The organism is Janthinobacterium sp. FT14W, assembly GCF_009208755.1.
Lineage (GTDB): Bacteria > Pseudomonadota > Gammaproteobacteria > Burkholderiales > Burkholderiaceae_D > Janthinobacterium > Janthinobacterium violaceinigrum.
Map to the genome: position 1 here is coordinate 1 of NZ_WFLL01000064.1, position 25,639 is coordinate 25,639.

General features: G+C 59.3%; 33 protein-coding genes and 1 pseudogene. 7 read left to right on the forward strand and 27 right to left on the reverse strand.

Going from position 1 to position 25,639, the window contains the following annotated elements:
- From GCN74_RS26035 to GCN74_RS26085, 12 genes are all read right to left on the reverse strand, one after another.
- On the reverse strand, positions 1–430 hold a 430-nt coding region (locus GCN74_RS26035; protein WP_152259343.1), incomplete at its 3' end, for a hypothetical protein.
- A complete protein-coding gene (locus tag GCN74_RS26040) occupies positions 430–930 on the reverse strand; it encodes a phage tail protein (RefSeq protein WP_226939228.1) in 501 nt (166 codons plus the stop codon). The genes GCN74_RS26040 and GCN74_RS26035, both read right to left, overlap by 1 nt.
- Positions 931–943: 13 nt before the next feature.
- Positions 944–1,057, reverse strand: coding sequence for a DUF6760 family protein (locus GCN74_RS29675; protein ID WP_319633489.1), 114 nt, complete (start codon positions 1,055–1,057; stop codon positions 944–946).
- A 38-nt stretch (positions 1,058–1,095) separates the two neighbouring features.
- Complete coding sequence (locus GCN74_RS26045; RefSeq protein WP_152259345.1) at positions 1,096–1,479, reverse strand: hypothetical protein; 384 nt, start codon at positions 1,477–1,479, stop codon at positions 1,096–1,098.
- A gap of 21 nt (positions 1,480–1,500) precedes the next feature.
- A complete protein-coding gene (locus tag GCN74_RS26050) occupies positions 1,501–1,947 on the reverse strand; it encodes a phage tail protein (RefSeq protein ID WP_152259346.1) in 447 nt (148 codons plus the stop codon).
- A gap of 34 nt (positions 1,948–1,981) precedes the next feature.
- The gene (locus tag GCN74_RS26055; protein ID WP_226939229.1) at positions 1,982–3,640 is read right to left on the reverse strand and encodes a phage tail sheath C-terminal domain-containing protein; all 1,659 of its coding nucleotides are present in this window, start codon (positions 3,638–3,640) and stop codon (positions 1,982–1,984) included.
- Positions 3,641–3,659: 19 nt separating this feature from the next.
- Positions 3,660–4,238 (reverse strand): carboxypeptidase-like regulatory domain-containing protein, encoded by a 579-nt coding sequence (locus GCN74_RS26060; protein ID WP_152259347.1) that lies wholly within the window; start codon positions 4,236–4,238, stop codon positions 3,660–3,662.
- Positions 4,235–4,864, reverse strand: a complete 630-nt coding sequence (locus GCN74_RS26065; RefSeq protein WP_152259348.1) for a DUF4255 domain-containing protein — start codon at positions 4,862–4,864, stop codon at positions 4,235–4,237. Before GCN74_RS26065 ends, GCN74_RS26060 begins: the two co-directional genes overlap by 4 nt.
- 2 nt (positions 4,865–4,866) lie before the next feature.
- Entirely contained in the window at positions 4,867–5,715 is an 849-nt protein-coding gene (locus GCN74_RS26070) for a hypothetical protein (protein ID WP_152259349.1), read from the reverse strand.
- Positions 5,715–6,347, reverse strand: a complete 633-nt coding sequence (locus GCN74_RS26075) for a hypothetical protein (RefSeq protein ID WP_152259350.1) — start codon at positions 6,345–6,347, stop codon at positions 5,715–5,717. Before GCN74_RS26075 ends, GCN74_RS26070 begins: the two co-directional genes overlap by 1 nt.
- Before the next feature lie 7 nt (positions 6,348–6,354).
- On the reverse strand, positions 6,355–6,741 hold the full coding sequence (locus GCN74_RS26080; protein ID WP_131375525.1) for a hypothetical protein: 387 nt from the start codon (positions 6,739–6,741) through the stop codon (positions 6,355–6,357).
- 88 nt (positions 6,742–6,829) lie between these two features.
- Positions 6,830–7,243 (reverse strand): hypothetical protein, encoded by a 414-nt coding sequence (locus GCN74_RS26085; protein WP_152259351.1) that lies wholly within the window; start codon positions 7,241–7,243, stop codon positions 6,830–6,832.
- A gap of 516 nt (positions 7,244–7,759) precedes the next feature.
- On the opposite strand from GCN74_RS26085, the gene GCN74_RS26090 reads away from it, so the two are divergent.
- A complete protein-coding gene (locus tag GCN74_RS26090) occupies positions 7,760–8,500 on the forward strand; it encodes a helix-turn-helix transcriptional regulator (RefSeq protein WP_152259352.1) in 741 nt (246 codons plus the stop codon).
- Positions 8,501–9,076: 576 nt separating this feature from the next.
- Here GCN74_RS26090 and GCN74_RS26095 read toward each other — a convergent pair.
- Positions 9,077–10,054, reverse strand: coding sequence for an IS110 family transposase (locus GCN74_RS26095; RefSeq protein ID WP_152259353.1), 978 nt, complete (start codon positions 10,052–10,054; stop codon positions 9,077–9,079).
- Between the two features lie 399 nt (positions 10,055–10,453).
- Between GCN74_RS26095 and GCN74_RS26100 the strand changes: the two genes are divergently transcribed.
- Positions 10,454–10,891 (forward strand): helix-turn-helix domain-containing protein, encoded by a 438-nt coding sequence (locus tag GCN74_RS26100; protein WP_152259354.1) that lies wholly within the window; start codon positions 10,454–10,456, stop codon positions 10,889–10,891.
- Positions 10,892–10,960: 69 nt separating this feature from the next.
- The gene (locus GCN74_RS28985) at positions 10,961–11,119 is read left to right on the forward strand and encodes a hypothetical protein (RefSeq protein ID WP_193317274.1); all 159 of its coding nucleotides are present in this window, start codon (positions 10,961–10,963) and stop codon (positions 11,117–11,119) included.
- 54 nt (positions 11,120–11,173) lie between these two features.
- On the opposite strand, the gene guaA is transcribed toward GCN74_RS28985, so the two are convergent.
- Positions 11,174–12,784, reverse strand: coding sequence for a glutamine-hydrolyzing GMP synthase (gene guaA / locus GCN74_RS26105; RefSeq protein WP_152259355.1), 1,611 nt, complete (start codon positions 12,782–12,784; stop codon positions 11,174–11,176).
- 71 nt (positions 12,785–12,855) lie between these two features.
- Positions 12,856–14,316: an IMP dehydrogenase gene (gene guaB, locus GCN74_RS26110; RefSeq protein ID WP_071077665.1), complete on the reverse strand. Its 1,461-nt coding sequence runs from the start codon at positions 14,314–14,316 to the stop codon at positions 12,856–12,858.
- A 287-nt stretch (positions 14,317–14,603) separates the two neighbouring features.
- On the opposite strand from guaB, the gene GCN74_RS26115 reads away from it, so the two are divergent.
- On the forward strand, positions 14,604–14,921 hold the full coding sequence (locus GCN74_RS26115; RefSeq protein WP_152259356.1) for a hypothetical protein: 318 nt from the start codon (positions 14,604–14,606) through the stop codon (positions 14,919–14,921).
- Between the two features lie 392 nt (positions 14,922–15,313).
- On the opposite strand, the gene GCN74_RS26120 is transcribed toward GCN74_RS26115, so the two are convergent.
- On the reverse strand, positions 15,314–16,015 hold the full coding sequence (locus GCN74_RS26120; RefSeq protein ID WP_413541565.1) for an SOS response-associated peptidase: 702 nt from the start codon (positions 16,013–16,015) through the stop codon (positions 15,314–15,316).
- Positions 16,016–16,145: 130 nt separating this feature from the next.
- On the opposite strand from GCN74_RS26120, the gene GCN74_RS26125 reads away from it, so the two are divergent.
- Together GCN74_RS26125 and GCN74_RS26130 are read left to right on the forward strand one after the other, a co-directional pair.
- Positions 16,146–16,445 (forward strand): hypothetical protein, encoded by a 300-nt coding sequence (locus GCN74_RS26125; protein WP_152259358.1) that lies wholly within the window; start codon positions 16,146–16,148, stop codon positions 16,443–16,445.
- Positions 16,446–16,720: 275 nt separating this feature from the next.
- Positions 16,721–17,926 (forward strand): HEPN domain-containing protein, encoded by a 1,206-nt coding sequence (locus GCN74_RS26130; protein WP_152259359.1) that lies wholly within the window; start codon positions 16,721–16,723, stop codon positions 17,924–17,926.
- 300 nt (positions 17,927–18,226) lie between these two features.
- Here GCN74_RS26130 and GCN74_RS26140 read toward each other — a convergent pair whose 3' ends face one another.
- The 11 genes and pseudogenes from GCN74_RS26140 to GCN74_RS28995 all read right to left on the reverse strand — a co-directional run bounded on the left by GCN74_RS26140 (position 18,227) and on the right by GCN74_RS28995 (position 25,401).
- Positions 18,227–18,622, reverse strand: coding sequence for a hypothetical protein (locus GCN74_RS26140; RefSeq protein WP_152259361.1), 396 nt, complete (start codon positions 18,620–18,622; stop codon positions 18,227–18,229).
- Positions 18,619–19,056, reverse strand: coding sequence for a D-Ala-D-Ala carboxypeptidase family metallohydrolase (locus GCN74_RS26145; RefSeq protein WP_152259362.1), 438 nt, complete (start codon positions 19,054–19,056; stop codon positions 18,619–18,621). The genes GCN74_RS26140 and GCN74_RS26145 overlap by 4 nt, the downstream gene beginning before the upstream one ends.
- Positions 19,053–19,292, reverse strand: coding sequence for a hypothetical protein (locus tag GCN74_RS29440; protein ID WP_226939230.1), 240 nt, complete (start codon positions 19,290–19,292; stop codon positions 19,053–19,055). The genes GCN74_RS26145 and GCN74_RS29440 overlap by 4 nt, the downstream gene beginning before the upstream one ends.
- Positions 19,261–19,476: a hypothetical protein gene (locus tag GCN74_RS29445; RefSeq protein WP_226939231.1), complete on the reverse strand. Its 216-nt coding sequence runs from the start codon at positions 19,474–19,476 to the stop codon at positions 19,261–19,263. Before GCN74_RS29445 ends, GCN74_RS29440 begins: the two co-directional genes overlap by 32 nt.
- 9 nt (positions 19,477–19,485) lie before the next feature.
- The gene (locus GCN74_RS29450; RefSeq protein WP_264372911.1) at positions 19,486–20,040 is read right to left on the reverse strand and encodes a major capsid protein; all 555 of its coding nucleotides are present in this window, start codon (positions 20,038–20,040) and stop codon (positions 19,486–19,488) included.
- Between the two features lie 55 nt (positions 20,041–20,095).
- Positions 20,096–20,629, reverse strand: a pseudogene (locus tag GCN74_RS29750) (DUF6651 domain-containing protein); the annotation flags it as partial.
- Positions 20,630–20,776: 147 nt separating this feature from the next.
- Positions 20,777–21,421 carry a lecithin retinol acyltransferase family protein gene (locus tag GCN74_RS26165; RefSeq protein ID WP_226939233.1) on the reverse strand — a complete coding sequence of 215 codons (645 nt, stop codon included), beginning with the start codon at positions 21,419–21,421 and terminating at the stop codon, positions 20,777–20,779.
- A gap of 77 nt (positions 21,422–21,498) precedes the next feature.
- Complete coding sequence (locus tag GCN74_RS26170; RefSeq protein ID WP_152259364.1) at positions 21,499–22,584, reverse strand: hypothetical protein; 1,086 nt, start codon at positions 22,582–22,584, stop codon at positions 21,499–21,501.
- Complete coding sequence (locus GCN74_RS26175) at positions 22,585–23,952, reverse strand: DUF4055 domain-containing protein (protein ID WP_152259365.1); 1,368 nt, start codon at positions 23,950–23,952, stop codon at positions 22,585–22,587.
- A gap of 14 nt (positions 23,953–23,966) precedes the next feature.
- Complete coding sequence (locus GCN74_RS26180; protein ID WP_152259366.1) at positions 23,967–25,253, reverse strand: terminase large subunit domain-containing protein; 1,287 nt, start codon at positions 25,251–25,253, stop codon at positions 23,967–23,969.
- Positions 25,234–25,401 (reverse strand): hypothetical protein, encoded by a 168-nt coding sequence (locus GCN74_RS28995; protein ID WP_193317276.1) that lies wholly within the window; start codon positions 25,399–25,401, stop codon positions 25,234–25,236. The genes GCN74_RS26180 and GCN74_RS28995 overlap by 20 nt, the downstream gene beginning before the upstream one ends.
- Before the next feature lie 66 nt (positions 25,402–25,467).
- Between GCN74_RS28995 and GCN74_RS26185 the strand changes: the two genes are divergently transcribed.
- Positions 25,468–25,639: transposase (locus GCN74_RS26185; protein WP_152255391.1), on the forward strand; the 172-nt coding region annotated here is incomplete at its 3' end.

Here is a 25,639-nt window from a genome sequence, read left to right on the forward strand (position 1 = left end):
GCACGGCGGAGCGAAGCGCCGCCAGCGCCGGCTGGTGCGTGCCGGGTGCCAGCAAGGCGATGACCGCGGCCCCGGTCCGCACCGCCTGCGCCACGCCGCGCTCCAGGCGCGGCAGCAGGACGCGCACGAGTTTTTCCTGCCGCAGCTGCGCCCGCGCGAGCCGTTCACGCAATCCCAGCAAGCGCAGCTCGAGGCGTTCGACCAAGCCCGCCTTGGGCCCCATGCCATGCATGCGCACCACCAGCCCCATGGCCGAGCGGAACTGCTGCCAGTAGTGCAGTACCGACGTGTAGTGCCTGTCGGCCGCGCCGCCAGGCAGCATGCGCAGCTGCAGCGGCGCGCCGGAATGGGCGAAACGCCAGAGCGGCGCGCCGCGTGCCGCATGGAAGCGCTGTGCCAGGCCGGCGCAGCCAAGGCGCATGGCGCGCATCAGAGTACCCCCGCCACCGCGGAATAGACGCTGCTCGCGAGGCTCTTGCGGATGCCTTCGTGCGCCAGCGTAAACGACTGGCACGCCACCAGGCTGCCGCCCGCGTCAAGGCTCGGCCCTTGCCACTGGACGGGCCAGGCATTGTAGAAATCCCACCAGACGCTGGGCAGGCCGCGGTCGTCGAGCAGGTAGATGGAGCCGTTCCTGCGCCGGATGGCTCCGCTCAGCGTGGACTGGTACCACAGCCACATCGGGTCGAGCGCCGTGATGCCGGCCTTGAGCACCAGGTCGGAACAGGTCACCTGGCCGGGCAGCTTGTACTCGATGTCGTTGACGCCGCCCTGGCGCACGGTGCGCACCTCGGTCTTCGATTCGAGCCCGTCGACGGACATGAAGCCGCCCACCAGGATGCCCTCGACTTCGACAAAAAAATTGTAGGCCTTGAACGGGTCGATACGCAGGCCCAACTGGCGCTGCGCGGCCCCCATGACTGCATTCACACCGACCACCATCTCATGCTCCCAGGTTGTGCACCGACTTGTGCCGCTCGTCGGCATTCATCGTCTGGTTGATCTTGCTGATTTCGCCGCACCAGCGGCGCCGCTCGGCATGCTCCATCGCCATCAAGTCCTCATGCGACCAGTGAAAGTGATAGGCAAGGAAGGCTATCTCTGCGTAAAGCTGGTCGGAAACTGGAGCAAGCCCGGCTTTCCCGGGGCGCCCTGCGCCTCCCCCTGCACGCCCGTGTCGTCGGTGTCGACCTGATTGATCTTGTTGTATAACTGCTGCAGGTGGAAGAAGTCGGCCGCGAACAGTTCCTCGACCACCTTGGTGCTGACCATTTCCAGGCTGCCCAGGCGCACGATCACGCGCGACAGCACGATGATGATCAGGTAGGCCGGGTTGCTCTGCACCCGGTGGTCCTTGAGCGGCAGGATCTCGTCGCCGGCGGTAGCCAGGCGCATCACGCCATTGCGGTGCAGGTTGCCGTCGCCGTCGCGGTAGCCCAGCGGCAGGATAAATTCGATTTCGGTACAGATCACGCTCATTGCCGTTCCTCCTGGTGCGCGTTACGCCACGCGGGTCATGTATTGCATCGTCAGTTCGAACGTCTCGATCATCACGTCGCTGCTGGCCGCGTTGAGCCCCGAACTTTCGTATTTGCTGGCCCAGGCGCTGATCACGTTCCAGCGCGCCTTGTCGGCGCCGCCCGCATCCAGCAGGATCAGCGAGACGTTCTTCTGCGCCCCCTTGGCGCCCGAACCCTGGGTCGACACCAGCTGGTACCAGTTGTACAGGTCCATCGAGTCGGTCAAGCCCTTTTTCAGGCTCAGCTTGCCGTAGCTGGTCAGTCCGGACAGCGAGCGCTTGTAGACCGGGTCCGTGCCTTCGCGGTACTCGACCGCCTCGATCGTGCTGTCCGGTACGCTCGCCTCGGAAAACGCGGCGATCTGGATGCCGGCGATCTCGACCCGGAAGCGGAATCCCCGGTAGGGATCGGTTAATTGTGTGGCCATGCGCGTTCTCCGCAATCAATCGGTGTGGATGGGGTCAGCTGCCGGAATCGGGCGCGCTGGTTTTCTGGGTCAGGCGCAGGACGACGAATTCGGCCGGATACACGGCCGCCAGGCCGATGTCGATGAACAGTTGTCCCTGCATGCGCGTGTCGATCGGATTGTTGGATGCGTCGCAAGTGACGAAGAACGCTTCGGCAGCCGTCGCACCGAACAGGCCGCCCTGCTGCCACAGCGTGGTCAGGAAAGCGCTGACGTCGCGCGTGATGGATGACCAGAGCTGCTGGTCGTTGGGCTCGAACACCACCCACATCAGGCTTTGGCGCAGGCTTTGCTCGACATAGATGAACAGCCGCCGCACGCTCACGTAGGTCCACTCCGTATTGAGCGCCAGGGTGCGCGCGCCCCAGATCACGTTGCCGTAGTTGATGAAATTGCGGACCGCGTTGATGCCCTCGGGGTTCAGCAAGTCCTGGTCGGCATCGGTCAGGGACTGGTCGAGCAGCACCGCGCTCATCAGGGCGCCATCATTGACCCCGGCCGGCGACTTGAACACGCCCACATTGATGTCGGTGTACGCATAACGGCCCAGTACCGGCCCGGACGGCGGGATCGGCACGTTGGCGCCCGCGATCGGGTTGTAGATGTAGACCCATGGATAATACAGGGCGCCGAAGTCGGAGTTGAGCGCATTCGGGTTGCCTTTCGGCGCCTGGCCCTGGCCGGACTTGAATGACAGGATGTCCTGCACGCTCTGGCCGAATGGCGGGTCGATCACATAGAACAGGTTGCGCTTGTCGATGCAAAACATCAGGCCGGAATTGATCAGGGTGCCCTGCAGCGCCAGCGACTGCTTGCCGCTGTTGTCGGTGGCCGTGACGGTGTCGGGCACCGACAGCAGGCTCAGGCCTTGCACCTTGTCGAGCAGCTTGGTGGCATCGGTCAGGTCGTAATTCGGATTCCCGCCGTTGCTCAGCGCCGTCGGCCCGCCATTCGGTGGCCGCACTGGCGGCGTGGGCGAAGCGGTGCTGTTGACCCCCACGCGGATGAACATGGAATTGGCGTTGATCTGCGCCGCCAGCGCGCTGGGCTTGTTTGCCTCGTTGATCATGCTGTTGGCCGTGAAGCCGTTGAACTGCTCCAGGACGTAATAGGAAGCCGTGCCGAAGGTTTGCGGGCTCAGGCTGTTCTGCAGGATATATTGCTGCAGCAGCAAGTTCGGCATGCTCGCCACCACGGGCGTGGCGGGCGTGCCCATCAGCGCCGCCGCCACCATCACGGTGACATTGAAGACGGGCGTGGTGGGCGCCGGCGTGATGCTCGGGTCGGTCGCGCTGGCGTTGCTGATCATGATGCTGATGGCGTTGCCCCAGGGGCCCGGTGTGACGGCCGTGACCGCCAGCGGCTGTTTGGCGCTGGCGCACTTGGCGCTCGCCTTGTCGCTGGCGCGCACCACATAGCAGGCGGCGCCCCCTTCGTTGAAAAATTCGTAGACCGACCACGACACCATCGCATACCAGGCCAGCTGGCCGAACGTGCGCTGGTAGGCGGCCCAGCTGGTGAGCAGGACGGGCTGCATGTACGGCCCCGTTTCCGTCACGCCGACGAAAGCCGGGGTCGATGTCGAAGCCCCCTGGATACTGCGGGCGCTGGGTACTTCCTGAATATAAATACCGGGATGGTTATAAGTGGCCAAAATAAGTCTCTCGTGTGGATTACGGCATCTCGATGTCAAGGAACAGCATGGAACCTGGTTGCACGCTGACCTGCCTGCTGACCTTCGCGTGGCCCGCCTTGCTAAAGCCGAGCTCGACCGTGGTCGGCTCGTCCAGTTTACCCCGCAGCGCCAGCGCGTAGCGGCCCGCATAGCGTCCGTAGGCGGACGAGGCGCCCGTCAGCGCCTGCGCCTTGGCGCGCGCGCCCTGGTAATTGGCGCTGATGGCGACCTGGGCCAGGGGCTGCGCGGCGGCGTCGACGATCTTGCCGCGGATCAGCGTGGTCCCCTCGGGATACGGGTACAGGGGACTGGGCGCCAGCACGCAGGCGACGATGGCGTCGGCCAGCGGCTCCCTGAGCGGTACCTCGAACGTCAGCTGCTGGTCGAAATAGCGGTGGTCGGTGCTGAGCACGTCGAGCCGGTAGGTGCCGTCGTCGAGACCGGCAAAGGCATAAAAGGCCTGGGCCTTGTCCTGCGCCACGACCGGCTTGTCGTCCAGCAGGAAATGCGCACGCGCGCCCACCGCCGGCGCCATGCTGAAACCGTCGATCAGCTGAATGACGGCGCTCAGCTTCATGCCTGCCCCGCCGCAGTCACGGCGCGGCGCGCCGCACTCAGTTCGCTCTCGCCAACCATCTCGGCACTCGGCTGCAGCGCCGACGCGATGCGCACCGGCGACAGCGTGTACAGCTTGGTCAGCTTGTAGGGTTTGTTCGGGAAGCCGCTCCAGATATTGTGCAAAGTAATGATGGGGCTGGCGTCGGGCACGATGGCGATCGACTCGTTGCCGCTGGCCTTGAGCTGCGGATGCAGCCAGGCGCCCGTGAGCGCTGGCACGTCGTGGAACAGACGCACCAGCTTGTCCACCAGTACCAGCTCCAGTTCGGCCGAGCGCGCGTACGGCACCATCATGTAGAGCAGGTCCGACACCAGCGGCGGCGCCGTCACCGCCAGCGCATGCGGCCCGCCCGCGCCCTGGGTGCGCGTCAGCGTGGGCGGCAGGTTGCGCAGGTAGGGATTGATCTCGATGTTGTACAGGTAGAGCGAGAGCATGGTCGCGCCCTGGCTGTCGATCTCTGCGGGCGAATCGAAGACGACCGCCGATTCGTTCTCGAATTCCGGGATATGCGCGCGAATCAGCGCGCGCAGCGACTCGCTCACGCAGCGCAGCACCTGTCCGGAATCGAGCGTCGCCGGTCCCATGGCTAGAGGGTAAACACGGTGAAGGTCTGGCTGACCAGTTGCGGCTGGCGATTGCCAATGTGGGCATACAGGCTCACGTTGGGGTCGCAGGTGGCCTTGAGGTAGATGTACGGAAGCTCGTGCGGCTGCCAGCTCAGGTAAGCCTGCATGAAAAAGTCCAGCGTGGCGCCGGCATCGGCGCTCTGGCTCGTCTCGAACTCCAGCACGCGGGTGCCGTACGACAGGAACTTGAGCGGCAGGCTGGGCTGCGCGCCGGCCAGGCGGATGCCACTCGACTCGTCGCCTCCGGGCCCCAGGCACCAGGTGGCCAGTCCCAGGCCCTTCTTGGTCGACAGTTCGAGGGCGATGCGGTCGCCCGGATAGGCATTCTGCACCGACACGATCACGCTGCGCGAATTGGCGTCGGGCTCGCGCAGGGCCGCGCTGATGCGGCCGTTGCGCCACTCCATCGCGCGCTGCGAACCGAAAAACGCCATCACGCTCGCTTCGTTATTCAGCGTGCAATAGCCTTGCAGATAATCGACGCCGGGGGCCACGCGCAGGAACAGGGTCATGGTGAAGCCGTTGAGCGCGGCGCCGCTGCTGGCAGTGCGGATGGCCAGCAAGCCGCCGCAAAACTCCACCGAGCGGATGCACGACTGGCGCTGGCCGCCGCTCTGCTCGGCCACCACGGTGAAGCCCATGCTGTCGCCCGAGCGCGCGCCCAGCGACCATTCGGTGCCGGCCGTGGTGAACGTGAAATTGATGTTCGAATCGGCCGCGACATTCTTGAATATCAACACGACCGGCAAGAGATCGCCCTGCATGCGCTGGCCGTCCGCGGCATCGGGCTGGAGTACTGGAGTATTCATCAGGCAAGATCGATCGCAAATGAACTCAGGCCGATGACCGTGCTGCGGTCGCCACGCGACTGCAGGCAGACGCTGGCGCCGGGCGGCAGGTCAACCCGGCCCTGCAACTGCGGCTGGGTGGTCTGCACGTACAGCTCGATGCTGAGCTCGTCGCAATCCTGGTAGGTTTCAAGGATGATTTCGCGTGCGTTGATGAGCAAGCTGCTCAGATACATGGCTGGCGCGCTGCTGGACATGCACAGACCGACCATGCGGCTGTCCGCGCCGCCTTCGCTCCAGATCGCCTTTTGGTCGGCGCGGATGGTCAGGAAGGCCTTGCTGTTGGCGCGCAACTGGAAAAACCGGATGCTCAGCTGGCGAAACGTCGTCACTTCGTGGTAGCACTGCTCGTTGAGCGCGTGCAAAGGATTGCTCAGCAGGTGCGATTGCAGGTGCTTCAGCTCATGCGGGTTCAAGGCCAGGGCATCGATCTGGATACGCGCCATGATCAGTTTTGCCTCGGCCTGCGCCAGGGCCGGGCCGGCCGGCTTGCTGACGGACACGGAGCGCTTGCGCGGCGCGGCGGCCGGCGCATGCTCCGCCGGCGCCGTCGCCGCAGCCAGGTCGGTACCGCCCGTTGTCCGTTTGCTCATCGCGTGCTTATTCCGGGAAGGTGATGGTGTTCTTGCCCACTTTCAGGGGCACCTGGCCGCTGCCCCCGAGAAATTTATAATAGCCCAGCACGGTCACATCGACATAGGTGAAGTTGACGATCATGCTCGCGCCGGCCGGGACCACGCCGACCACCACTTCCAGCGCTTGCTGGTCGCCCGATGGATTGGCGCCTGCCTGCAGGTTGATGCCATTTTCCTTCACGTTCAGGTAGGCCAGCGGAGGCGTGGCCGACGCGCCGCCCCAGGGCTGGATCTGCACCGGGGTTCCGGTCAGCGAAATCTTGTTGGCATCGGTGATCGACAGGACGGCGTTCAGCGGGACCGTGTTGTCGGACCTGACTTCAAAGATGAATGCGATCGAATATTCTTGCACGGTAATTCCTCGAAGAGCCAAAAAAGGATGAATGCCCTGCCGCGGGCGGGCATTCACACGGGTGCCGCTGCGCCAGCTTCAGCAAGGCTTAATTCGGCCACTCCAGGATGACAAAGTTCTGGCTCAGCGTGATCGGCTTCTTGCCATCGAAATTGAAGGTCAGTACGGGGCCGCTATCGCTGGTCGACTTGATCTTCAGCAGCGACAGGCTGCCATTGGCCGTCAGGCAAGGCGAAATGTTGAAGGTTACCGAATCCGAACCGCCGGTGCTGATCTGCAGGTCGATCAGCACGCCATTGACGCTCAAGCTGCTCAACGGCAGGGCCACGCCGCCCGTCGCGGTGAGGGTGATCCCCGAATTGCTGTCTTCCGATGGATCGCCGGTGCTCCAGCACAAGGTGTCCGACTTCGTTTCGATGTCCAGTGTGACCGAGATGCGCTGGCCAGGCTGGGCGTTTTGCACACTGATTTCCGCCGTGGCGTACTTGTACTCAGATGTCATGATGCATTCCTCTAAGAGTGAAAATTCGTTGAACTACACGCGTCCGTTTTTTCAAGCCGACTGACAATGCATTGGTCAGCAACAACATTAAGCCACGGTGGCGCGGCGCGAGTCACCTGACAAATGTGCCAGTTTGCGCGGGCATGGCTTTGGTGTATCCGCAGCACGTCGCGCGAGCGGAGCCGGCCATGGGCAGAATACTCACGCATTCTCACCGCCTGGCACGACAAACAGAGGCTTTCCGCCGCATTTCTTGCATCAGCAGAAATCTTCAAAGGCCAAGGATTGTGACAATGTCTCGATTGCTAGAAAACTATTATTTTTACTAGGTGTTGCCGATGCCCAAATCCTGCAAGATAGAAATCTGCCCTTCGTTTAACCTTCGTATTGTGATGCTGCGCCCGCTCCTGCCGCCGCGCCTGATGCCAGGCGGCGATTTCGACTATGCCGTGATCGCCGGGACGCGTCTTGCACGTTGGCGTCACGAATCACCATCATCAACCCGAGGAGTGTTCCATGGTGCTGCTGGATGACCTGTTTAGCCTGGTGCAATGCCAAACCGAAGCGGACTGGAGCCGTCTCCTGTTCAGCATTGGCGCGCAGTGCGGCTTTGAACATGTGTACTACGGCGTCGCGCCGGACAAGACAGTGGCTTTTCACTGGCCGGCGCCGGCGGCGTCCTTTGTGGTGAGCAACTACCCGCCATCCTGGCACGCGCTATATGTTGCGGAGCGCCTGCACGAAAGCGATCCCAGCATCGCCCATTGCCTGGCCAACACCATGCCCCTGCTGTGGCGGCCGGAAAGTTTTACCGGCCCGGCGCAGCGCGCCTTCTATGAACAGGCGTGCCAGCATGGCATGCGCTCCGGTTTTTGCTTTCCGGTGCATGGCGCCAGCGGCGAAACAGGCATGTTGGGTTTTGTCCGGAACGCGCCGCCGATGGAAGCAGAACGCGACAGCTTTGCGACGATTGCGCAGTTGGCCCTGATCCGCGACTACGTGATCGAATCATCCGCCCGCTTCATCAAACACGACGCGCCGCCCGCGCTCGGCGCCAATCCGCTGACCACGCGCGAAATGGAATGCCTGCAGTGGATCATGGCGGGCAAGTCCTCGTGGGAAATTTCGCGCATCCTGCTGCGTTCCGAAGGCACCATCAATTTTCATGTATCCAATGCGAAAAAGAAATTCAACGTACAGACGCGCCAGCAAGCCGTCCTCAAGGCCATCAAAGCCGGCTTCCTGATTCCGTCCTGAGCCGGCTATCGTTTCCGCCCCGCCCGGTGGCCCAGGAATGGTACCGGTGAGGCAAGCGAACCTGCGAAAGTGGAGTTCCTCCCGGCATGGCCTTCCGTCTCGTGACTGCAGAGAAAGACAAGTCCGTTCGCTCCAGCCTGTCACCCGGTCATTCTGGCAATGACACCGTCGCTCGATTGCACCAGCAATCGCAATCCCGCCCGGAATACTCGATCGCAACGGTAAAAGCATGGAAAAGATCGGAGATGCCGACCGTGGCACACCGTTTGGCGCCCATGCCATGGCAGCCACGCGCACTGTTTGAGTACTTGGACACATTGATAAACTCAAATATGGGCTTGTCCGGAACTCTCATTGTGGGGTCGGCGCCATAGGTCCCGCCTGACTGGCGCGGGACTCGATCGCCTCGGCCATTGCTCTTTTCATCGGTGCAGCGCTGACCGCGCAGCAAAAGGCGCTGGCGCTGACTGCGTAAGCAGCTATCGTTTTCACTGGTGCGGGCGTAAAAAAGCCCCTCATAAATCAGGGGCCTGGGAGATTCGTCGAGCCGATGTTAGCCTACAGCACAGGCCAGGGTCAGATACCGTCTTGAATGGCAAGTCCTTTTGCCAAATAATGTGCATCAAAGGGCGTGTCAGTATGGATCACACCATAGATCAGATGTGCTAGTTTGTGCATGATCGCTCCAATCACGGCTTTTTTCGCCATGCCCGTGGCAGACAAACGTTCGGCAAAACGGCAAAGAATGGGATTGTGGCGGCGTGCGACCAAGCTGGGAATGTAAAGCGCGGTGCGCAGCGAGGTATTGCCGGTACGACGGATCATCGTACGTCCCTTCAGCGAAGTGCCAGAATTGCGCTGACGAGGAGTGACGCCAAGAAAGGCAGCAAATGCCTTGGCGTTGCAAGACCGACGAATATCTCCTGACTGGCCAAGTATCCTGGCGGTTGTGGCCATGCCAACATCAGGGATGCTGACAAGAAGCTGGGCATCATGTTTCAGCCTGGGATGGCGATCAATATGATCGTTAATGTCGCTCTCCAGCTTCGCAATTTCAGCGCTCAGCCAGGCAATGTGCTGCTGTACCTGTGCCGCGACATCTTCCATGCCGATGACAGCATGGACTTCCACCCGATTTTCTTCCTGTTGGCGTATATCTTTGAGTGCCTGCACGCGCAACGTCCATGCCCGCAACTGGCGCTGCTCCAGCCGAGGCGGCAGCCATGCTGCCGGTCGCATCGATGGCGTCATTTTATTGCGGATGTTTTCACAGGCGCCAAAGCCCTTGATGCAAGCAGGATTGACTACACTAACGATGAGTCCTGCCTGATGCAAGGCCAGCGCCACTGGTTCAGAATAGACTCCAGTGGCTTCCATACAGACGTGCATTACCGACATCGGTACGGGCGACTTGCCAAGCCATTCGCGCAATGATTTGTGCCACTCGGCGGTGTTCTCAAGCACTTCGGCCTTCATCTTGCCGCTCACAAGCATGGCAACATCCAGTTTCTTCTTGCTCACATCAATACCAACAACCGCGCATGCCGTATCCATTTTTGACCTTCCTCGGATACAGGCTTACGCAGCATAGCGATGGCCCAAGTACCGTTCGGACTAGTAAAATGAAACAGGCAAAGGTACCTATCTGACCAACGTGCTCAAGGACACTCGGTCTGATCAGCATCACTCTGCCTGGGCGCCACCACGTCCTCATTATCTGACGGAGATGCGGTATATTCAGCGAGGTCCGGCATTCGTACACGATCTCCACCTTGGCCAGGCCGACCGGAAGGAGTACGAAACAAGGATGCCGCCATGCCGCTCCCGGGCGGTAAAATCATTGCTGTTGATCAGGCTGTGGCTAGCAAGACGCTCTCGTTCCTTTCATCACTGTGGAGGCAGCTGCATCACAGCCGGTCATTCATGAACGTTGTATATTGAAAGACAATATGTATGTCTGGCAACACCCATGTTTCTGAGCGCCTCAAAAGCTGCCGCGAGAATCTTCATATCTCACAAGTGCTGCTTGCCGAACTGGCGGGCATCAATCCCACGCAACTGTATCGCTATGAATCAGGCAAAGCCAAACTGCTTATGGACGCGGCAGAGAAGATTGCCGCGGCCCTCGGCGTCAGCGCCGCCTGGCTTGTGCATGGGACAATGCCCATCGCCAGAGGGACGCAAACCGACCCGCCAGTGCCGGCCGGAGGGACGCTGATCCTGAATTTTCTGGAACTTCCCCCCGCGCTTGCCGCCGCCGTGAAGCGCCTGTCCATGCAAAATGGCAGCACCGTAGAAATAGAGCTGCTGCACCTCGCGCATCAAGGCCTCGAAACCATCCCCAAAAAAGCCGTGGATTGCGCCGAGACCGCAAGCAAGAGCGAGAAATAACCAGATCACTGCCTTGCTGAAAAGTCGCGGTAGATGGAGTGGTGCAGCTCACGGGAAAATACCCGGAGCGTGATCGATGCGCTGACCTGTGTAGTCAAAAAACTGCCTGATGGCTGGCTGGAGTCATTGACCCGGGATCGCGGTGCAGACGTCAATGCACGCATTTCCATGGCGCGAAGGATCAACTGCACGCACATCAAAAAAATGGCCATTGATAATTCTTTTTGAATTATCAACGGCCATCAATTTTCACTTTAAACTCAAACAGTTAAAGCGAACCCATCACTCCCATTCGATGGTCGCCGGCGGCTTGCCCGAAATATCATAGACGACGCGGTTGATGCCGCGTACTTCGTTGATGATGCGGTTCGATACCTTGCCCAGCAAGCTGTGCGGCAAGTGCGCCCAGTGAGCCGTCATGAAGTCCTGCGTTTGCACGGCGCGCAGGGCCACCACGTATTCATAGGTGCGGCCATCGCCCATCACGCCCACCGATTTGACGGGCAGGAAGACGGCAAAAGCCTGGCTGGTTGCTTCGTACCAGTTCGCTGGCAGCGCGTCCGGATCGACGGCCTGGCCGGCAACGAATTCGTATGGCGTATTGCGCAGTTCTTCGATGAAGATGGCATCGGCGCGGCGCAGCAGGTCGGCGTAGTCTTTCTTGACTTCGCCGAGGATGCGCACGCCCAGGCCAGGGCCCGGGAACGGGTGGCGGTAGACCATGTCATGCGGCAAGCCGAGCGCGACGCCGAGCTTGCGCACTTCGTCCTTGAACAGTTCGCGCAAGGGTTCAAGCAGCTTGAGCTTCATGGTGTCCGGCAAGCCGCCCACGTTGTGGTGGCTCTTGATGGTCTGGCCCTTTTTGCCCTTGCCCGCCGATTCGATGACGTCCGGGTAAATCGTGCCTTGCGCCAGCCATTTGGCGTTGATCAGCTTGCCAGACTCGACCTGGAACACTTCGACGAATTCGCGGCCGATGATCTTGCGCTTCTGCTCGGGGTCGGTGACGCCGGCCAGGTGGCCCATGAACTGGTCTTCCGCATCGACGCGGATGACTTTCACGCCCAGGTTCTTGGCGAACATGTCCATCACCATCTTGCCTTCGTCCAGGCGCAGCAGGCCGTGGTCGACGAACACGCAGGTCAGCTGGTCGCCGATGGCGCGGTGGATCAGTGCTGCCGCGACGGACGAATCGACGCCGCCGGACAGGCCCAGGATGACTTCATCCGTGCCTACTTGCGCGCGGATCTTTTCCACCGCTTCGCTGATGTAGTCGGGCATGTTCCAGTCCGACTTGCAGCCGCAGATTTCATGCACGAAGCGGCCGATCATGGCCTTGCCCTGCACCGTGTGCGTCACTTCCGGGTGGAATTGCACGCCGTAGAACTGGCGCTCTTCGTCGGCCATGGCCGCGATCGGGCAGCTCGGGGTGTTGCCCATCAGCTTGAAGCCCGGCGGCATTTCCAGCACCTTGTCGCCGTGGCTCATCCATACTTTCAGCATGCCGTGGCCTTCGTCGGTGACGAAGTCGGCAATACCGTTGAGCAGCTTGGTGTGGCTGCGGGCGCGCACTTCGGCGTAGCCGAACTCTCGCACCAGGCCGTTTTCCACCTTGCCGCCCAGCTGGGCCGCCATGGTTTGCATGCCGTAGCAGATGCCCAGCACGGGCACGCCCAGCTCGAACACGGCTTGCGGCGCGCGCGGCGAATCGCCGTCCAGCGTGGAGTTGTGGCTGCCCGACAGGATCACGCCGGCAGCGCCGTAGTTGCGCACGAATTCATCGCTGACGTCATACGGGAAGACTTCGGAAAACACGCCGGAATCGCGCACGCGGCGGGCGATCAACTGGGTGACTTGGGAACCGAAATCGAGAATGAGGATTTTAGAATGCATGATGGGGGACTTTATTCAGGGTCAATTGCAAGACCGGCGCCTAAGGCGCCGGTCCGGACTATCGCTACCGCTTATTCGGAGCGGTAGTTCGGTGCTTCTTTCGTGATCTGCACATCATGGACATGCGACTCGCGCATGCCGGCCGAGGTGATTTCCACGAATTCCGCCTTCTCGCGCAGTTCGTCGATGGTGGCGCAACCGCAGTAACCCATCGATTGACGCACGCCGCCCACCAGTTGGAAGATGATCGCCAGCACGCTGCCTTTGTAGGCCACGCGGCCTTCGATACCTTCCGGCACGAATTTGTCGGCCTTCATGGTGGCGTCCTGGAAATAACGGTCAGCCGAGCCATCGGACATCGCGCCCAGCGAACCCATGCCGCGGTAGGACTTGTAGCTGCGGCCCTGGTACAGGATCACTTCGCCTGGCGCTTCTTCCGTGCCGGCAAACATGGAACCCATCATGACGGTCGAGGCGCCAGCGGCCAGCGCTTTCGAAATATCGCCCGAGAAGCGGATGCCGCCGTCGGCGATACATGGCACGCCCGTGCCTTCCAGTGCTTCCGCCACGTTCGAAATGGCCGTGATTTGCGGCACGCCCACACCGGCGACGATACGCGTGGTGCAGATGGAGCCAGGGCCGATGCCGACCTTGACGGCGTCGGCACCGTATTCCACCAGCGCCTTGGCGGCAGCGGCGGTAGCGATGTTGCCACCAATCACTTCCACTTGCGGGTACTTGGTCTTGATCCAGCGTACGCGGTCGAGGATGCCTTGCGAATGGCCGTGGGCCGTATCGACCACCAGCACGTCGACGCCGGCAGCGACCAGCAGGTCGATGCGCTCTTCATCCTTGGCGCCCACGCCGACGGCAGCGCCGACCAGCAGTTTGCCCTGGCTGTCTTTCGACGCGAACGGGTGCGAAGTCGACTTCTGGATATCCTTCACGGTGATCAGGCCGCGCAGTTCGAACGCGTCGTTGACGACCAGCACGCGCTCGAGGCGGTGCTTGTTCATCAGGCGCTTGGCTTCGGCCGTGTCCGCATCTTCGTTGACGACGACGAGTTTTTCGCGCGGGGTCATCTTGGCGGAGGCTTCCGCGTCGAGTTCCTTTTCAAAGCGCAAATCGCGGTTGGTAATGATGCCGACCACTTCCTTGCCCTTGACGACAGGGAAACCGCTGATGCCGTATTGTTCCGTCAACGCGATCACGTCGCGGATTTTCATGTCCGGCGGAATCGTGATCGGATCGCGCAGCACGCCGGCTTCGAAACGTTTTACACGGGCCACTTCACGTGCCTGGTCCTTCGGATTCAAATTCTTGTGGATGATACCGATGCCGCCTTCCTGGGCCATCGCGATCGCCAGACGGGCTTCCGTCACCGTATCCATGGCTGCGGACAGCAAGGGAATATTCAGGGTGATATTGCGGGTCAGGCGAGTTTTGAGGGACGTATCGGCGGGCAGAACGTTGGAGTAGGCTGGGACGAGCAGCACGTCATCGAATGTGAGTGCTTTTTGAAGTAGACGCATAGCATTTCCTATTGGCGCAAAAGCAGATTATACAGAAATTCTTGATTCTTGTCTTAAACATTCTCAAACCCCTGTAGACATAGAGTGCATGCCATTCTTGCTTCTATGGAACGGCCTGGAAAAGTCTGGAAAAGTCTGCGTTTTCGCCCAAATTTCGCCCGGATATTTGCCCACCTTGCGGGCCATCATGACCATAAATGAGACTGCACAAGATCAAGGGGGGAGATGCCCAACATACTAGAAGGCACACGCCGCCTATAAGCATATCGCCAAAAGGAAAAATTACAATGAAGCATACGCTGGGCGCCCTCGTCTTGCCGTTCCTGCTCAGCTGTGCTGCGGGCGGCAATACCGAACGCTGCGGCGGTGAACTGATGGGGCTGAACAGCTTCACATTCGCGGCCCGCTACGGCACACCCGCGACCTACCAGCAGCAAGGCGAGTACCTGCAACTCAACTATGGCAGCGCAGCAGCTGGCTGCCAAGTCATCGTGCTGGTCGACCAGATGCAGCGCGTGGTCGGCTGGGCATCGCCAGGCCCCCGATGCGACGGCCCCGGGCAAGATGGGCACGCACAGCCAGACCTGAACGTATTGAACCAGTGACCCGTTAATCGTTTCGTTCTCATACCCTTTCAGAATCAGGCCATTGACATCCAAACGCTCCATCGTCGGCTCAAAAAGCGGTTTACACACGTTAACAGACCCGACATAGTTTGATCGAATACGCGAAGCGGAGCTATGGTAGCGCACGCACGCCCCCACTCCCGTATGCTCGAAAACAAGCAGCCCCTCCAATGGATCTGAATCAAGCATTTCTTGGCGATTAATCCGGCGCCCCTTATTTCTGAGCACGGTGACACGGACAGGCATGCCCTGGCGATCCACTACCTTCTCGGGCCACGCATGTTTGTTGATCCGTCCATAGCCTAATAAAGGTACTGTATAAAAACACAGTATATTACCAAGCCAGGAAAACCAAAAGGCGGAATTTGTAACTAAAAGAGGCCGCCCTGCTCCGCTGGCGCGGCCGGCGTCAGCACTTTCGCCCTCGCTCTCGCTTGCATGGGGTCGCGCTGCGCGACGAGCAGTTCTACAGGATATTGCCGATAAACGTCTTCTTCCGACATCAGCGAGCCGTCCAACCAACCCTGGTACTGGGCTGTATCCAGAATCATCACCATACGCTTCTCATCGTCTGGTTTGTGGAAGCGCTGCATCAGCGGATGCCCGTCGGCATTGATCGTCAGCATCGAGAACGACAGCAGCTGATCGGCAGGCCGGTATTCCCAGATGCCGGCAATGGCCACGGGGCCACCATCCGCACGCTCGATGCGCCAGCGCACAGGCTTGCCGGTTTCGTAGTTGGGTTCGAAGAAGTTGGCCGCCGGAATGATGCAGAACTGCTTGCGTTTCCAGGCGTTGCGGAACGATGGCTTGCTGGCCACCGTCTCAGTGCGAGCGTTGTAGGTCTGGCGGGCGAGCTTGTGGTCTGCCCAGTGGGGCACCATGCCGAACATGGCCGGGGCGACTTCCAGCTCGCCGGGAACTTCATGGGAGCCTCGCAGGATTGGCGCCATGTAGCCGGGCCCCGCCTCTGGCGGGAGGTCGAGCAGAGGGTATCCAGTCCGAAAACTTTCTTCGATCTGCTCTTTACGACTAGGCGTATAGTCAGCACACATGGTGCTACTGTAACGCATAATTGTGAGATACGCTGCAAAACTATACGAACGAAAGACGGGCGAAGTAAGCTGCATTGGACGCAAAAATACGATAGCTACTCAGGACAGTTTAAAATTAAGTTTTAGCCAATAAAAAACGGAGGCGGTCTTGGTAAAACATCCTGTTCATGTACCTCGCGATAATTACCGCGGAGCAAATGCAAAAAAACAAGCAGCGGCCAGAAGAACTAATATAGTGGCTTCAGATATCGAAAGAGCAATAAATAAACTTTTACTAACTCAGGAGGAGCCAATTCGCAGCTATTTGTGGATGGAGATATCAGCAGCAGCGGGCTATTCCTACGATACTGTGGCGAAGCTAGGCTATGGAATAGACGGCGGCAACGGTGGATTTACTGCAATACGCCGTGATCTGACTTATGAGCAAGCCATGGAAATGATTAAATAGTGACACACTGGGCTCTGAGTAGCTTCAGGTGGACTGACGCGGCTATCGACAGTCAAGACATCGCACATGGGGACGTTTCCCCGTGTGCCTGCATGCTAGTACTGCATGCATTGGATAGATAGCGGCACATGGACAATACTTTCTAGGGCGCCCGGCCATCCTGAGCAGCAGCGCCCGCCGCCTAACGAGAAACGTATTCCCGCTGGCATCAATACGAAAGAACAAAAGTTGATGCTTGGAATATATACTTAAATAAATCCAGATAAAATATCAAAGTGAAAAAAAATACTGCCGAAATATCTATTCAGTCTCGATCAGCAATGATTGAAAATATAACAACCGCAATCAATGGACTTCAAGATGCAGGTCATTTTGGCGAAGGATTTAATACGCCATTTTTGAAATTCGAAGCTGAAGCATTAAAATCGAAAAAAGAATGGATTAACAGCAACGACATATCCAGTATTTTTTTTGAATCAATGCATATTCAAAAATCAGAAATTGCTCAAGAATTAGGGGTTGACGCATACGAAGTTGATTTATATTCAGAGCCATACAGACTAGATCCAATTAGGATATCTTCAGTAGCAAATTCCGTAATAAAAACTCTAGGTGAAATACCAGCAAATTATTTTGTAAACTTCCCATTACCAGAATTAATTATAGATGAGGAGATTGCAATAACGGATGAAATTTCAATAATTCCCCCAAGCAAAAGTGGCGGAAATATTTTTGTAGAGCACCAGCCAGCCTATGTCCGGATAAAGGCACGGGGTTATTTTACCAATCATAGAGAGCGGCCGAGCATGCGTGAAGTAAGCTCGAAGCTGAAACAATTTATCCAAGTTGCGATTAATAAAGAGATTCTCATTAGAGGGAACAATAAAAATCCTCACTTATACTCTAAATCTTACCAAGAAATGCTTTCAGCAAAAATTTATGCAGAGGATGACCCACAGAAGGTTTTGCATTTAGTGCCTCTCACAGGTGGAATGTCAAATTATCTTAACTCCCTCAGACCAAGAAGCATCTTCAACTTTACCCAAAACTTAATTGATAATTTCATACAAACGATGAGCATGATGAATTCTGACCTAAGTGAGGAAAATTCACATGCTATCAAAAGCGCACTCGAATGGAGCTTCGATGCTGCTGCCGATGATGATGAGACGATGAGGTTTTTAAAAACTTGCATAGGACTAGAAGCCATTCTCGGTGATGCATCAGAGCAAGGTGGCATCACTGAGCGAATTGCAGATAGATGCGCATATTTATTGAGAAACACCACCACTCAAAGAAAAAATACCAGAAATGTTATGCGAGATTTATATCAACTAAGGTCAAAGCTCGTACATGGTGTCGTGACAAAATTCAGCCACTCCGACGAGCGACATGCTGAGATGGGGCAAATTTATCTAAATTCCGTTATAAGCGCCGAACTGCGATCATTAGAAAATTGGTGGAAAGCAAATAGATCTTAGAAGATTGACTTGCCCACCACTACACGGATAGGGACTGGACTAGCAACTCCCTAAAAGATGATCATGAACACCCCTTGATCGCTGCTTCCATGGTTAGCTCATATATACGGCTGCGTGCCCAATCTCGCGCCAGCGCCAATATGATCTCACCGTCAGTTGCCGATGGCGCTAACTTGTCGAACTCGTATTGGGGCCGTTGTGGTGCCGAATTTACACATGGCGTGAAGACAGGAATTACGACACGCAACGGCGCCGGCGGCACGCTAACGCAGCCGGCCAGTAGCAATATAAGCAGCCATTTCATCGAACGCCCTCCAGCAGCAGCCTGACGGCCGGCATAGCTTCGTCGCAAGTCGTGGCGCGCACGCCAGCGACCTGCGCCAGGGCAGCGTCATACTTCTTGCCCTTGGCAGTGGCGGCCGCGTGTGCCGCCGCGCCGCGCTCCTGCGCCGCCAGGGTTGCCTTGGCCATGCCATCGATGGCGGCGTTCTGTTCGGTGATCGAGGCGCGCAGCGCGGTGCTGGCGCTCTGCTCCTGCACCAGCGCCGCGCGCGCGGCATCCCGGTCGTCAGTGGCCAACCACCAGCCGGTGCCGGTGGCGCTGGCCACCAGCAGCAGCAAGGCGGCAAGCACGATGGCGGCAGCCTTCCAGATACCGCTGACGGCGCTGGCTGCCAGCGTGCCCAGGACACTCATACGATGCCCGCCACGTAGCTGACGCCGCCGCCGGCGAACTTGGCCGTCAGCACCTGGCGCCGCGGCGCGCCGGTCGACAAGCCGATGTGCACCCACGTGCCTTCGTAGATCAGCTGGTCGAAGGCGATATCGCTTTGCCGGATCAGCATGGCCAGCGCCTTGGGCGCCAGCTTGGCCGTACTGATATCGGCGGCCAGGCCCAGCACATGCGCGCTATTGGCCGCGCCGCCCACGGCCCTGTTGAGCGCGGGCGAGCGGTAGCCGCTGGAAATAGCGATGGGCGTGCCCACAAGCGCGCGCACTTGCTCCAGCAGCGCGGCCAGGCGCGTGAGGTTGACGACGATGGAGGGCGATGGCGCGTTGTCGATGCCCTTGCGGGTAGCCACCTGCGAGGAGACCAGTTCGGCTAGGCTGAAATGTGGGCTCAGGTTCACAGGCCACCCCGCACGTCACGGACGACGGCGGCCGCGTCGCGCGCCAGCTCGCCAATGTCCTTGTCACGACGCTTTTCCAGCCAGCGCACCGTGGCGCCCAGCACCCACCAGGCAGGCAAGCCGGCGGCGACCATCAGCGGCGCGGCGATGAAGAGGAAGCCCAGGGCCGGGTCGCTGCCGTACAGCACGGCGACAGCGCGCGCGCTATCGAACAGGCCCGGCATCCAGTTGCGCACGACCACGACCAGGGCCCATCAAGGCGGAAAAGAGAATGGTGACGAAGAAGCGCACGCCCGCTTCCTTGGCGGTTTTTGGCCACATGAACATAAATCCCAATGAGGTTGCGGCAGCGCCGGCCAGGACCGGGATGCCAAAAATTTTAATCAGTGCGCCGCCAGCGGCGGTTGTTTCGATGGCCATGGATGCCTTTCAGGTGGTGGAAATGAAAAAACCCGCAGAAGCGGGTTTGTGATGGAACGAGAAAGAGTTATGCGGCTTCGAGCACCGCCAAGCGCGCCTCTTGACCAGCGGCAATGAACATGGCCAGTTCTTCGTACCGGAACGCGTAGCGGTCACCGGCTTCCTGTGTGACCTCCGTATATGCCGCGCGCGCTTCGACTGCAGGTGAGCCCGCGCTGGCCAGTACACCAGCGCCAGGATGGCCGTGTTCAGCTGATCCGCGAGCATCGCTTCGGCGAAATTGCGCGAGGCCACTTCGATGCCTTCAGCAGTCGGCTTGTGCAGCCAGGTCATTTGCGATGGCTCGAAGCGGATCGGGCCGAAGCCGCCCGCGATTTTCACCGAGTTGTGTTTCAGCTGGGTCAGGTCGGTTGACGCCGCCACACCATTGGCGCCGTAGCGATTCACGCGACGCTGTGCCGAATGGATGGCAGCGAAAAACGACTCTTGCAGAAAGTCGCCTTCGAAGCCTTCGGTGGTGAGACGGATGGCGCCATTGCTGGCTGCGTTGAACTTGTCCACCATCGAAGTCAGCCAGGTCACCTGGGCGCGTGCGCGAGAAAATCTTATTGCCAGCGCCGTCGTAGGCCACGACCTTGCCTGCCTCGACCTTGAAGGCCTGGCCGAAACGCGCCTGGACCAGGTCAACCGGAATGGCAAACTTGTCGGCGATGAGTTTCGAGCGATTGAAGCTGCCGCCGATCATTTCCGAATACAGATTGCCGGTGATGGCGTCCAGTTCGGTCTTGGTGCGGGCCAGCTCGTCGGCGTGGGCCTTGTTGGCGGCGGCGACCTGCTCTTCTGCTGCCTTCTTCGCCGCCAGCTTGATTTCTTCAACCTTGCCGGCCGCGACCAACTTGCCTTCATCGACGTTCTTCATCAGTTCGATCGCTTTCGTTGCAGCGGCAGGGTCGTCAATGCCAGCGAACGCTTGCAGCTTCGCTTCGGCAGCTTCCTTGGCCTCGCGGTGAGACTTCGCCTCACCGTTCAGGCCCTGGATCTTCTGCACCGCGGCAACCGCATCGAACGGGACTTCCCTCCCGTCGTCATGTACGTAGACTGGCTTGCCATCCTGGACAACGACATTGCCATTTGCATCGAGTTTGAGTTTCATTTGGTGGCTTTCTGGGCATCCGCCCTTGGGAATGGCCTTCCGGCCGTGCACCGCGTCGCGTCCGCTTGCGGCATAAAAAAAGCCGCCTGGTTGCCCAGGCGGCCGTAGTTTTGATCAGAAACCCCGCTCTAGCGGGTTAATACGAGGTTACTTGCGAAACCACCGGACAGCTTGCGTGATCGCTAAGATAGGAGCTGCAACCGGCAAGCACGCTACGACAGCTGCAGCAGTGACCACCCCAGTAACTACACCTGAGCTGCTCGCTTCAATGGCGGAATCATCCTTCCTTGAGAGGTGCTTTCGTGCCGTTGCTGCCAGTGCTACTGCCGGCAGAAAATATCCCACTACCGTCTCGACGAAATCGACCTGGGCGCTTCGGGACTTTCCTGTGATTGCCCACGAGCAAAAGTCCTCGCAATTATTACTGTGGAAGTCATACTCATTCTCGCCGAGGCGAGATTCTGCACGGCGCACAACTTCTTTGCCTTGAAAGGAAGCAGAGGAATACCTTCTAACCGTAATCTCGCTGCCGGCAGAAAAGGTATCAAGCGTATCGAAAACGACAGGCCCTGATGTCAAGCCGTCACTGAACCCAGAATAGTGGATAACTATTCCCTCACCCGCGTAAATGCCATGATGAGTATAAAACGTGCGGCTCACGATCAGGTGATCGCCAATCTTCAATTCGTATCCAGCGTCTGTAAAATAATTGGCCTTGCCATAAGCGTATGATGAGCGGGCCGAGTCGGAAGGATTTGTCATAGCAAGCATATTCAAAATAGGATGTTTCATGATAGCAACTTTATAATCGAATAAATAGTGCCTTATGGAAATTTTTATATCCATCCATACTTAGTGTTTTTGCCAGACTATTTGTACTTCGCCCGTAACTCCTCCAACGTCAGCTTCCACCCCTTGAGATTCATGAGGTCATTCAGGGTGATCTTGCCCGCCTCGTACATTTCGGCGCGGCCCGGGCCTAGGTACTCAGCCCGCCACGCCTTGTCCTTGCTGGCCAGGAAGTCCTTGAAATTCAATTTGCTGCTGACCGGGCCGCCGTCGCTCGGCCGCGTGATCTCGCCCTGCTCGTCCAGCTCAATGCCCAGGTCCTTGAAAGACTTGGTGCGCGTGCTGAGCACGCAGCGGCAGCTGAAATGAATGGCGCCGGGCCCGCCCGCCCACTCGTAGGTGTGCTTGATCGGTTCCTGATCGTCCAGCGAATACTCGTGCAGGTCGCGCATGGCGCACAGCAGGCAGGTGTGCGAATCCAGCGTGGCCAGCCACACCAGGCACTCGATCAGGTCGCTGTTCTGCTGGAACGATGCCAGGCGCGCGGCATTGGCCACAGCCTGCACCGAACTGTGCACCAGCGCGCGCGCATTTGCTTCGGACGTCTTCAGGATGCCGGGCATGACCTCCGCATCGCCGCCGGTGGCCTTGGCACTGGTGCCGACGACGCGCGCCACGATTTGCGAGGTCGTTTCACCCTGTGCCGCGCCGAGCCGGACCTGGCTGGCGAAGCGGAATTGTGTGTCGAACGCTTGGCGTTTCCACCAGTTAGCGGACGAGGCGCCCTTGATCAGCGTGTCGCCGACCAGCTTTTCGAGGTAGGTCGCCGGCGGCAACTTGGCACCCAGTTCTATCTTGAGGCCCTGCGTCAGCACCTTGGCCGTGTAGTCCGCCTCGATGCGGGTCATACCCAGCAGGTTGCGCATGGATTCTGCCTCCATACCACTGTAATGCGAGGCGATGACAGCGTTCGATTCGCGCAGCAGCGCGGCCATGCGCTGCTTGCCATAAGTCGACACCTCGCCCTCACCCAGCTTGGCAGCCAGCTCCTTTGACATATCACCCATGAGCGCCACGATCTTGCCTTGTACATCGGCCGAAAAGCGCAGCAGGTTCAGCGAATGCACGAGGAACATCTCGGCAATCCATTCTTCAAGCGCGCCCATTTATGCCCCCGCCAAGTCAGGCCCGCTCGACTGGATGCGCTCTTGCTCTGTTTCCCAGTCCAGATCCGGCGACAGGATGCCGCGGCGCTGCAGCTCGTTGAAGTACGTCTCGCCCGAAATTTTCCCGCCGGCGGCACTCTTGAATAGCAGCTCTGCACTGGCCTCGGCCAACGACGCGGCGCCGAAGTCCTTGAAAATGGTGATATGGCCGCCTTCGGCCTCCCCCACCCATTCAGCCATAAACTGCAGCGCCTGGTCGCCGGCGTCCTCGACGTTGCCTGCGATCTTCTGCAGCGCGCAAGCGCCCTGCTCGTTGTCGGCCAGGGTCTGCGATTCGGTCACGTTGCCGGGCTTGATCACCAGCAGTTCAGCGCCAGCCTGGCGCATGCGGTCTTCCAGGTCGAGGATAGACAGACGGCCGGCCTCGATGGCCTTACCGCCGTGTTCCACGAATTTCAGGTCACCATCGGGCGAATCCGACTTTACTGCCGTCCCGGCGCCGACCGTGATGCCGCCCTCGCCCAGCATCTTGGAGAACAGGATTGGCACCCGCGCAATGTGCAGGATATTCTGCTGGTCGCTCTTGCTCTGCCAGTGCTCGATGTTGCTGTGCGCCAGCTCAAGCAGCGGCGGCGTGGCCTGCATGTAGCCCAGGCGCTTGCCATAGACCGGCACGAAGGGAATTGTCTCCAGCGTGGTGACGCCTTCCTCGTACAGCGCCCATTCCTTCTTGCTGCCGGTTTCGCGCTGACGCCAGGTCTGCCAGGTGCCGCCCCCCAAGACGCGCACCTGCTCGATTTCCTTGGTGTCGAAGTCGCCATTCGGCTCGGACACGCTTTCCAGCAGCCGCAACTGGGTCAGCCCGTTCAGGCTTGTCGCATTCTTCGGCAGCCAGCCCAAGACGTTCTGTACGTGGACCTGAACGAAGTACGGGCGCACGCCTGCGGCCTGCTCGTCGGCCTTCGTGATCAAGTTGCCAGCTTTGGGGAAGTCGACCAGGATGCCGGCGAAGCCGTACCCCATCGCATCCTGGGTGATCTCCGACAGGAAGCTGTGTAGGTCGCGGCCGGACAGGTCGACATTTTGCAGCCAGGGTTTGAGCCGTTCCGGCACATCCTCGCCCAGCGTCACCGGCTTGCTGAAAGGCTTGGCCGACAGCACATCGATGGTGCGGGCATAGGCCGGGAACAGCGTGGCCACGGCCAGGCGCAGCTCGTAGCTCTTATCGTCCTCGCCGGGCCACTGCGGCAGATACTTCTTGCCGGCCGCCCGCATAGTCTTGGTGCCGCCCAGAAGCGCGGCGATCAGCGCGCAATCCTCGTTCAGCTTTGCGGCTTCGGCTGATTGTTTGCGTACGGCGTCGGTCATGAAAATCCTTGTTGTTACATGCGCAGCGGCGCAGTGGTCGTCGTGCTCTTCACGATCGGGTAGCGCTTCACGAGGAAGTAGCCGTTTGCATCGTTCGGGTGGTCATGGCCAGATTTCTTATCCGGCTGGCCGTCGGCGCCCCACACCTGCTGCTCCAGCGCCTCGGTGGTCGTCGGGCACTGGTCGGTATTGATCTTCCAGCGGCGCTCGCCCTGGGCGTTCAGGATCATGCCGTTGTAGGCATTGACCCGATCCTTGACCGCAGGGTTTGAGTGGTTCACTTCGAGAATGAAGCCGGCCTGACGCAAAATGGAAAGGTCGGACTCGCTCGCGTTCTTGCTGCTGGTGTTCTGGCCGGAGGCATCCGGGAAAATCTTGACCTGGTGCCCTTTGTCCTTGAAGTCTTCCTTCAAGAGCTTGGCCATGGCTGGCGTATCGCGCACATGTACGCGCTCGGCCAGCGTGCGCGGCAGCCCTTCCCGGACCACGTTGACGCAGGCGGTCATGTTCTGGACGTTGAAGTCCAGGCCCACCATCAGCGGCTCGCCCGGCAGAATGATCTCGTTCGTGTGGTTCAGCGCGCGGTCGAAGTCGGCGTACACGCTGCCGCTCGTCAGGTTGGTGAACTTGCCGCGCAGGTAGGCGTCGATCAGCGCCGGCGGATAGCTGGCCATCAGCGACGGGATATAGTCATCTGGCAGGTTCAGCTCGTTGTCGAACGTGCTCGCTTGGATCAGGCCGTACAGGCTGGCTAGCTCAGGCTTGTCTCGGATCGCCTTCACAAACTGCTGGTAGACGAACTTAAAGCCCTCGGGCGTCGTCGTCACGTCGATGCCGTTCATCAGCCCCGGAACCTTATAGCGCATACGGGCGATGATCTTGCGCCAGGCCGTCTGCGCCTTCTTCAGCGGCATCACGTCCAGCTCATCAATCAGCGCGTGGCCGATCTTGAAGCCGACGATGGTTTCCGGCTTTTCCATCGAGCGGCAGATAACCGTGCCTCGGTACCGGCGGCCCTCGTACACCTCGACCTCATGGTCGCCCTGCTTCACCTTGATGCGCAGGCCCATCGCGTAGGCCACCTCTTCCATCGTTGGATAGAAAATGTCGCGGATCTGCGGATAGGTCGGCGCGAAGTAGCCCTGGTTGATGCCCGGCCACTGCCAAAAATGGGCGCAGATGCCCGCGCAGCCCACAAACGTCTTACCCGAACCGAAGCCAGCCACGTAGGCCTTGAACTTGTGCGGCAGCTGCAGAAAGCTCGCTTGCGGGACGTTCAGGTCAAACTGGATTGTCGTCATGGCGCTTGGCGTCTTTCACGCCGAAGGTGATGGCGACAGGTGTGGGCGCCTGGTCGGCCTGCTCGGCCTTGCCCTTGTTCACGTAGATGTCGCCCACTTCCTTGGCGACCTGCTCGTAGAGGCTGGCCACCAACGGTAAGTTGCGCATGTTCTCGGCCTTCTGCGCTAGGGTCTGTCTGACTGAACTTAATTAGGGTTGAATGGTCATAGGACGATGAGCCGAACTGACCTTACTGAAAAGCAGTGGCGCAAACTTGCCCCCCATCTGCCGTCCAATCCCCATCACGGTCACGTGTATGTCGAGCATCGGCACGTGATCAATGGCATCCTATGGCGCTTGCGCACAGGCGCCCCTTGGCGCGACATTCCGCCACGCTACGGTCCTT